This is a genomic window from Streptomyces torulosus (assembly GCF_001419765.1).
Classification (GTDB): Bacteria; Actinomycetota; Actinomycetes; order Streptomycetales; family Streptomycetaceae; genus Streptomyces; species Streptomyces torulosus.
Genome location: NZ_LIRK01000564.1, coordinates 1 through 6907, shown reverse-complemented (window position 1 = coordinate 6907; position 6907 = coordinate 1). Strand labels below are relative to the sequence as shown.

At 69.5% G+C, this 6907-nt stretch carries 10 protein-coding genes; 2 read left to right on the top strand and 8 right to left on the bottom strand.

Annotated features, from left to right (window positions below):
* Nucleotides 1-472 (bottom strand): RsiG family protein (locus AOK23_RS33450; RefSeq protein WP_055716294.1); only part of this gene is annotated, 472 nt, incomplete at its 3' end.
* A 217-nt stretch (nucleotides 473-689) separates the two neighbouring features.
* On the opposite strand from AOK23_RS33450, the gene dtd reads away from it, so the two are divergent.
* A complete protein-coding gene (gene dtd, locus AOK23_RS33445; RefSeq protein WP_055716293.1) occupies nucleotides 690-1115 on the top strand; it encodes a D-aminoacyl-tRNA deacylase in 426 nt (141 codons plus the stop codon).
* A 65-nt stretch (nucleotides 1116-1180) separates the two neighbouring features.
* Here the strand turns inward: dtd and ygfZ are convergent, their stop codons facing one another.
* From ygfZ to AOK23_RS33430, 3 genes are read right to left on the bottom strand one after another with little or no spacing between them, the layout of a single operon-like run.
* Nucleotides 1181-2146, bottom strand: a complete 966-nt coding sequence (gene ygfZ / locus AOK23_RS33440; protein ID WP_055537813.1) for a CAF17-like 4Fe-4S cluster assembly/insertion protein YgfZ — start codon at nucleotides 2144-2146, stop codon at nucleotides 1181-1183.
* A 10-nt stretch (nucleotides 2147-2156) separates the two neighbouring features.
* Entirely contained in the window at nucleotides 2157-2684 is a 528-nt protein-coding gene (locus AOK23_RS33435; protein WP_055716292.1) for a Fur family transcriptional regulator, read from the bottom strand.
* Between the two features lie 16 nt (nucleotides 2685-2700).
* On the bottom strand, nucleotides 2701-3276 hold the full coding sequence (locus AOK23_RS33430; RefSeq protein WP_055513213.1) for a heme-binding beta-barrel domain-containing protein: 576 nt from the start codon (nucleotides 3274-3276) through the stop codon (nucleotides 2701-2703).
* Between the two features lie 275 nt (nucleotides 3277-3551).
* Here AOK23_RS33430 and AOK23_RS33425 point away from each other — a divergent pair, with 275 nt between their 5' ends.
* Complete coding sequence (locus AOK23_RS33425; protein ID WP_055716291.1) at nucleotides 3552-3914, top strand: DsrE family protein; 363 nt, start codon at nucleotides 3552-3554, stop codon at nucleotides 3912-3914.
* A gap of 48 nt (nucleotides 3915-3962) precedes the next feature.
* Here AOK23_RS33425 and AOK23_RS33420 read toward each other — a convergent pair whose 3' ends face one another.
* The 4 genes from AOK23_RS33420 to AOK23_RS33405 form a co-directional block, all read right to left on the bottom strand.
* A complete protein-coding gene (locus tag AOK23_RS33420) occupies nucleotides 3963-4232 on the bottom strand; it encodes a DUF3099 domain-containing protein (protein WP_055537810.1) in 270 nt (89 codons plus the stop codon).
* Nucleotides 4233-4330: 98 nt separating this feature from the next.
* The gene (locus AOK23_RS33415; RefSeq protein ID WP_004000115.1) at nucleotides 4331-4621 is read right to left on the bottom strand and encodes a DUF1416 domain-containing protein; all 291 of its coding nucleotides are present in this window, start codon (nucleotides 4619-4621) and stop codon (nucleotides 4331-4333) included.
* Nucleotides 4622-4698: 77 nt separating this feature from the next.
* Nucleotides 4699-5538: a sulfurtransferase gene (locus AOK23_RS33410; RefSeq protein WP_055716290.1), complete on the bottom strand. Its 840-nt coding sequence runs from the start codon at nucleotides 5536-5538 to the stop codon at nucleotides 4699-4701.
* A 480-nt stretch (nucleotides 5539-6018) separates the two neighbouring features.
* Nucleotides 6019-6747: an LmeA family phospholipid-binding protein gene (locus AOK23_RS33405; protein ID WP_055716289.1), complete on the bottom strand. Its 729-nt coding sequence runs from the start codon at nucleotides 6745-6747 to the stop codon at nucleotides 6019-6021.
* Nucleotides 6748-6907: the final 160 nt, after the last annotated feature.

Sequence of the window (6907 nt, the reverse complement as noted above, 5' to 3'; positions counted from 1 at the left end):
CGCCGAGGTCGGACAGTTCGACCTCGGCGAGCATCTCGGCCGCCAGCAGCCGGTACTCCTCGCCGTGCGGCGTCCCCACGGTGACGTGCCGGGCCGACGAACGGTGCCGGGCCGGCGCGTCGGTGAGGATCTCGGAGAGCCGGTCGACCAGCGCCGGCGTACGCCCGTCGGAGCCGGACGGCTGTGCCGTACCCCCTCGGCGGGCCAACTCGGCGCGCAGGATGTCGATCCGGCCCTGGAGCAGCCGCCGCACATAGCTGAGGTCGGCCTCGTCCCGCTGGGCGTCCCGGCGCAGGGTGCGCAGCTCCGGCAGCCGCATCCGGGACAGGTCGTGCTCCGGTGGGTCCGGCGGCAGCAGTGGTTCGCTGTCCGTGCGCTGGACCGGCGGCCGGCGGATCCCGGGTGCGGGCCCCGGCCCCGTCGGGGCAAACGTGGCAGTGCCCGTGGGCTGCCCGGTACTCGATGTGCTCATGCGCCTCAACCGTCCCCTCGACCGGTGTGTGTGAGCATGGTGCCACTCTCGGTGGCCGCTATGTGACCGAGTCCCCCCGATCCACCCCCAGATGGTCGCTAATGGATCAATAAGAAAGACCGGGCAAAGTGCGCTTCAAACGCCCGTGATCACAAACCCCCCGTAAGGAGGACCCCCTCACGCACGGCTGATGGACGGCGGCGGCATGATGGTCGGCATGCGTGCGGTGGTGCAGAGGGTCGACGGCGCGAGCGTCGTCGTGGACGGTGAGACGGTCGGGGCGATCGAGGGCGAGGGCCTGTGCGTCCTGGTGGGGGTGACCCACGAGGACACGAAGGAGAAGGCCGCGCAGCTGGCGCGGAAGCTGTGGTCGCTGCGGATGCTGAACGACGAGAAGTCGTGCAGCGACATCGACGCGCCGCTGCTCGTGATCAGCCAGTTCACGCTGTACGGGGACGCCCGCAAGGGCCGTCGGCCCACGTGGAACGCGGCGGCGCCGGGCGATGTCGCGGAGCCGCTCGTCGACGAGGTGGTCGCCCGGCTGCGGGCCCTGGGGGCGACGGTGGCGACGGGACGGTTCGGCGCGAAGATGCGGGTCTCCCTGACGAACGACGGCCCCTTCACGGTCCTGCTGGAGATGTAGGGGCGCCCGGCCGACCACGGCCGAGCGCCCTCACCTGGACCAAAGGTGGCCCTGCGGCATGGTCCCTACGGCTCGACGATGACTTCCTGGGCCGCCGCTGTCGTGTCCGCCAGGAGCGGCGCGTCCACGGGGACGTTCCGCTTCACCAGGGCGAGCGCGACGGGCCCCAGCTCGTGGTGGCGTACCGACGTGGTGATGAAGCCGAGCTTGCGGCCCTCGGGGCCGTCGTCGGCGAGCCTGATGTCCGTGCCGGGGGGCGGCAGGTGGACCTCGCTGCCGTCGAGGTGGAGGAAGACCAGCCGCCGCGGCGGCTTGCCCAGGTTCTGCACGCGGGCGACCGTCTCCTGGCCGCGGTAGCAGCCCTTCTGGAGGTGCACCGCCGAGCCGATCCAGCCCAGCTCGTGCGGGATGGTGCGGTGGTCGGTCTCGAAGCCGAGGCGGGGCCGGTGCTGCTCGACGCGCAGCGCCTCGTACGCCAGCAGGCCCGCCGCCGGGCCGGCCTTCTCGGCGTACGTCTCCAGGTCCGCCCGGGGGAGGAACAGGTCACGGCCGTACGGCGTCTCGCGGACGACGACGCCCTCGGGGACCTCGGTGATCGACCCGGCGGGGAGGTGGACGACCGCGAAGTCGTCCGTGCGGTCGGCGACCTCGACCCGGTAGAAGAACTTCATCGACTCCAGGTACGCGAGCAGCGCCTCCCGGGTGCCGGGCTCGATGTGGGCCCACACCGTCTCGCCGTCGTCGACGAGGTACAGGGCGTGCTCGATGTGGCCGTTGGCGGAGAGGATGAGGGCCTCGGTGGCCTGGCCGGTCGGGAGTTCGCTGACGTGCTGGGTGAGCAGCAGATGCAGCCAGCTGAGCCGGTCCTGGCCGGTGACCGTGATGACGCCCCGGTGGGAGAGGTCGACGAATCCGGTGCCGTCGGCAAGGGCGCGCTGTTCGCGGAACAGATCGCCGTAGTGGGCGGCGACACCTTCGTCCACGCCCTCCGCGGGGACGGCGCCGGGCAGGGACAGCAGAGGGCTTTTCATACGACTAAGCCTACGACTCGGTATTTGAATCTTTCAGGTCGTCCGGGGCGCTCCGGCCCGTGTCACCACCACCACCGCCGCCGCTCCCCGCGGCCTTCCCGGTGCGCGCGGCCTTCTCGGCCTTGGCCGAGCAGTCCGCGCAGCGGCCGAAGATCGCGAAGTGCTTCATGTCCGTGTCGAAGCCGAACGTCTCGCGCAGCTTGTCCGTGAACTCGGCGGCCACCGAGACATCGGCCTCGATGACCGTGGTGCAGTCCCGGCACACGAGGTGGATGTGGTGGTGCCGGTCGGCCAGGTGGTACGTCGGCGCACCGTGCCCCAGATGGGCGTGGCTGACCAGCCCCAGCTCCTCCAGGAGCTCCAGGGTCCGGTAGACGGTGGAAATGTTGACCCCCGACGCCGTCTTCCTCACTTCCGCGAGGATGTCGTCGGGGGTCGCGTGCTCCAGGGTGTCCACGGCTTCGAGCACAAGCTGCCGCTGCGGAGTCAGGCGGTAACCGCGCTGCCGCAGATCAGTCTTCCAGTCGGTGCTCACCACACTGGAAGTCTAATGACTACTTGAAGAAGGCGATGCCGTCGTCCGGCATGTCGTCGGGGAGGGCCTTGGCCCAGCGCTCGACGTCCTCCGGGGTGACGACCTTCTTCAGGTGGGCGGACATGTAGGGGCGCAGCTCGACCTCGGGGGTCTGCTTCTCGCCGACCCACATGAGGTCGCTGTTCACATAGCCGTACAGCCGCTTGCCGCCGGTGTAGGGGCCGGAGGCGGCGGTCCGGGCGACGGCGTCGGTGACCAGGTCGATCTGGGGCTTCTTGTCGGCGAGTTCGCCGTACCAGACCTCGACGACACCGTCGTTGCGGACCATGGTGACCTCGACCTTGCGGTCGGCGTCGATCCGCCAGAAACCGGACTCGGACTCCAGCGGACGGACCTTGTTGCCCTCGTTGTCCAGCACCCAGGAGTGGGAGTGGTACTCGAGGAAGTCCCGGCCGTCGTGGGTGAAGGAGACCTCCTGGCCGAAGTTGCACTTCTCGGCGCCGGGGAAGTCGTGGACGCCCGCACCGGACCAGTTCCCGAGCAGGAAGGCGAGGGGGACGAGGTCCTTGTGCAGGTCGGACGGGATCTCGATCATGAGTGGCGGTTCCTGGGGTGGTCGGTCAGCGCTGGCCCTGGTACAGCTTCTTCACAGCCAGTCCGGTGAAGGCGAGAACGCCGACGCAGACCGCGACCAGCAGGAGTTCGAAGAAGAGTTCCACGGGGTGCTCCTCGAAATGAGCGAAGGTTCGGTACTACACAGGGCCGGCCCCCAGCTTACGCGGCCCGGTCCGGGGACGGTCCGTGAGGTCCGCGCGGTCGCTCCCGTGCGGTCGGCGGACCCCCGGGAGGTCGGCGGACTACGCTGCGGGCATGGCAAAGAAGCTCGTGATCAAGGTGACGGCGGGGGCGGACGCTCCCGAGCGCTGCTCCCAGGCGTTCACGGTGGCCGCGGTGGCCGTGGCCAGCGGGGTGGAGGTCTCCCTGTGGCTGACCGGTGAGTCGGCGTGGTTCGCGCTGCCGGGGCGGGCCGCCGAGTTCGAGCTGCCGCACGCGGCGCCGCTGCCGGATCTGATCGACTCGATCCTGGCCGGCGGCCGCCTCACCCTGTGCACGCAGTGCGCCGCGCGGCGCGACATCACCGACCAGGACGTCATCAAGGGCGTACGGATCGCGGGCGCGCAGGTCTTCGTCCAGGAGACGCTGGCCGACGACACCCAGGCGCTCGTCTACTGAGACGACGGTCCACCGGCGGCCGATCCCGCAGCCGGTGCCGGCCGCCGGTCAGGGCTGTCGTCCGGGGCGCTTCTTGCCGTCCAGCTCGTCCCACCACTCGTCGGACTTGGGGTCGCCGGACGGGTCGTCCCACCAGCGGTCGTCGGGCCCCCGCCGGTTCGCGACGACGGCGGCCAGCGGCGGGATGACCATGGCGACCAGACACATGCCGACCGCGACGGGGACCGACCAGAGGCGTACGACTCCCCAGGCCAGGACGAAGAGCGTGAGGCACGTCCCCATCATGACGAAGTAGCGATGGCGCCGCCGCGCGTACATGCCTCCAGGGTAGGCCCGGCGGAGCGGGCATGCCGAAGGGCCGCGCCCCAGGCGTCCAACCCAGGGGGGCGCGGCCCTTCAGCCGTTCACGGGGTGCCTCAGACGGCGATCGCGACCTCGGCGAGCGCGCCCTTCTCGGCGACGACCACCGTGCGGTCGGCGGTGGCACCGGGGACCAGCGCGCGGACGGTCCAGGTGCCCTCGGCCGCGTAGAAGCGGAACTGGCCCGTCGCGGAGGTGGGAACCTCCGCCGTGAACTCGCCGGTCGAGTCCAGCAGACGGACGTAGCCCGTCACCGGCTCGCCGTCGCGGGTCACCTGACCCTGGATCGTGGTCTCACCGGGCTTGATCGTCGAGGCGTCCGGGCCGCCGGCCTTCGCTCCACACATGTCTTTCTCCATAAGGGGTCTGACCGGAAGGAAGGCCGGTCGGGACGAACGGGGGTGTGCGGGTACCGCTGGGGTGCTTACTTGTTGGCGCCGAGCTCGATCGGGACGCCGACGAGGCTGCCGTACTCGGTCCAGGAGCCGTCGTAGTTCTTGACGTTCTCGACACCGAGCAGCTCGTGCAGGACGAACCAGGTCAGCGCGGAGCGCTCACCGATACGGCAGTAGGCGATGGTGTCCTTGGCGAGGTCCACCTGCTCCTCGGCGTAGAGCTCCTTGAGCTCCTCGTCCGACTTGAAGGTGCCGTCGTCGTTGGCGTTCTTCGACCACGGGATGTTGCGGGCGGACGGGACGTGGCCCGGACGCTGCGACTGCTCCTGCGGCAGGTGGGCCGGGGCGAGCAGCTTGCCGGAGAACTCGTCGGGCGAGCGCACGTCGACCAGGTTCTGCGAGCCGATCGCCGCCACGACGTCGTCGCGGAAGGCACGGATCGCGGTGTTCTGCGGCTTGGCCTTGTACTCGGTGGCGGGGCGCACCGGCACCTCGTCGACCAGCTCGCGGGCGTCCAGCTCCCACTTCTTGCGGCCACCGTCGAGCAGCTTGACGTTCTCGTGGCCGTACAGCTTGAAGTACCAGTAGGCGTAGGACGCGAACCAGTTGTTGTTGCCGCCGTAGAGGACGACGAGGGTGTCGTTGCCGATGCCCTTCTCCGACAGCAGCTTCTCGAAGCCCGCCTGGTCGACGAAGTCACGGCGGACCGGGTCCTGGAGGTCCTGCGTCCAGTCGATCCGGATCGCGTTCTTGATGTGGTTCTTCTCGTACGCGGTGGTGTCCTCGTCGACCTCGACGATGGCGATGTTCGGGTCGTCGAGGTTGGCCTCGACCCAGTCGGCGTCGACCAGGACGTCGCTGCGGCTCATGCTGTTTCTCCTCCGGGGCAGTTGCGGCGGGGCGTGCGAAGCGCCTCCGGCGGTTCGGCCGGGCGCGCACGGGGGTGTGCCCTGGCTGGGCAGGGCGCGGGGGGAACGCGGCAGGCCTGGGCTGCCGCTCAGAAAGTGCGACAGAGCATGGCGGCGACGCGGCACAGGTCTACTGCCCGCCGCTTCGTGAGATCCGCCTGTCGCTTCATGGTTGTCGATCGTAGGGACGGACAGGCGGGCGTGTCACCGGCATGTCGTATTCTGAGACACGATCGTCCGAACTGTGGGATGAGTTCACCGGAAGACCGGTACGGAAGGGGCGGACGGGTCGGTGCGGTCGTCGTCACATCTACGGTACGGACGCCGCCGTCTCGCCTTTCGGACACCGCTGCTCATCACCCCGGAGCTCTCGCCCGAGCGCTCCCCGGTACTCCCGGCGGCTTCGGTGTTCGCGGTGTTCTCGGTGTCCCGGCTAGCGGACTACCCGGCCAGCTGGACGTTCGAACCCTTCACCGAGATCTCCACACCGTCCGACGCGGCCTCCACCTTGTCGAGCTTGATGCCGCCGGGCAGACCGTCGATCTTCTGCTGGAAGTCGGTGATCGAACGGACCTGGCCCTCCGCGGCCTGGACCACGAGGTTCGGCAGGTTGTCGGCGTGGACCTTCACGATGTCGTCGTCGACGGTGACCGTGCTCAGCACCGGGTACGTCGTGGAGGAACCGAGGGCCGAGACCCTGATGTTGACCTTGATCTTGCCGTTGCCGCCGTCGGAGAGGCCGGTGACCTGGGCGGTCACTCCGGGGAGAATCCGCGTCGGCTCGGACTTCGCCGCCTTGAGGAGTTCGTCGTACGAGATGGTCGCGGTGCCGGTGGCGGAGGCGGCCGTGGCGGAGCTGTAGTCGCCGGAGAACTTCACGCCGCGCATGTGCGCCGTGAGGTCGGCGATGCGGATGCTGTCGTCGGAGTTGCCGGTGGTGGCCTCGTAGTCCGAGATGCCCACCTCGACGTCGTCCAGCTCGCCGCCCGCGACCTGGGTGAGGAAGGGGAAGCCGTTGATGGACACGTCCGGGGTGGCGGTCAGGCCCTCGCTGCTCTTGAGCTTCTTAGCGACCTCGTCCTCGGCGAACCCGACGGCCACGCGGTCCGCGACCACGAAGAGGCCGCCCAGGATCACGGCGACGATCACAAGTATCCGCAGTGCGCGCATGTCTCGGTGTTCCCCACGTTGTCCACTCGGCGGCCTGCCCGTCCTCAACGACCAGAGTGGCCGCTCCGGGCGAGGGTAATCGCGCCGAAGTAAAGCCGGGGCGAACTCCTGAACGTTGTTGATCACCTGTGACAGGACGCGGGCTGGGGGGGAACCGGGC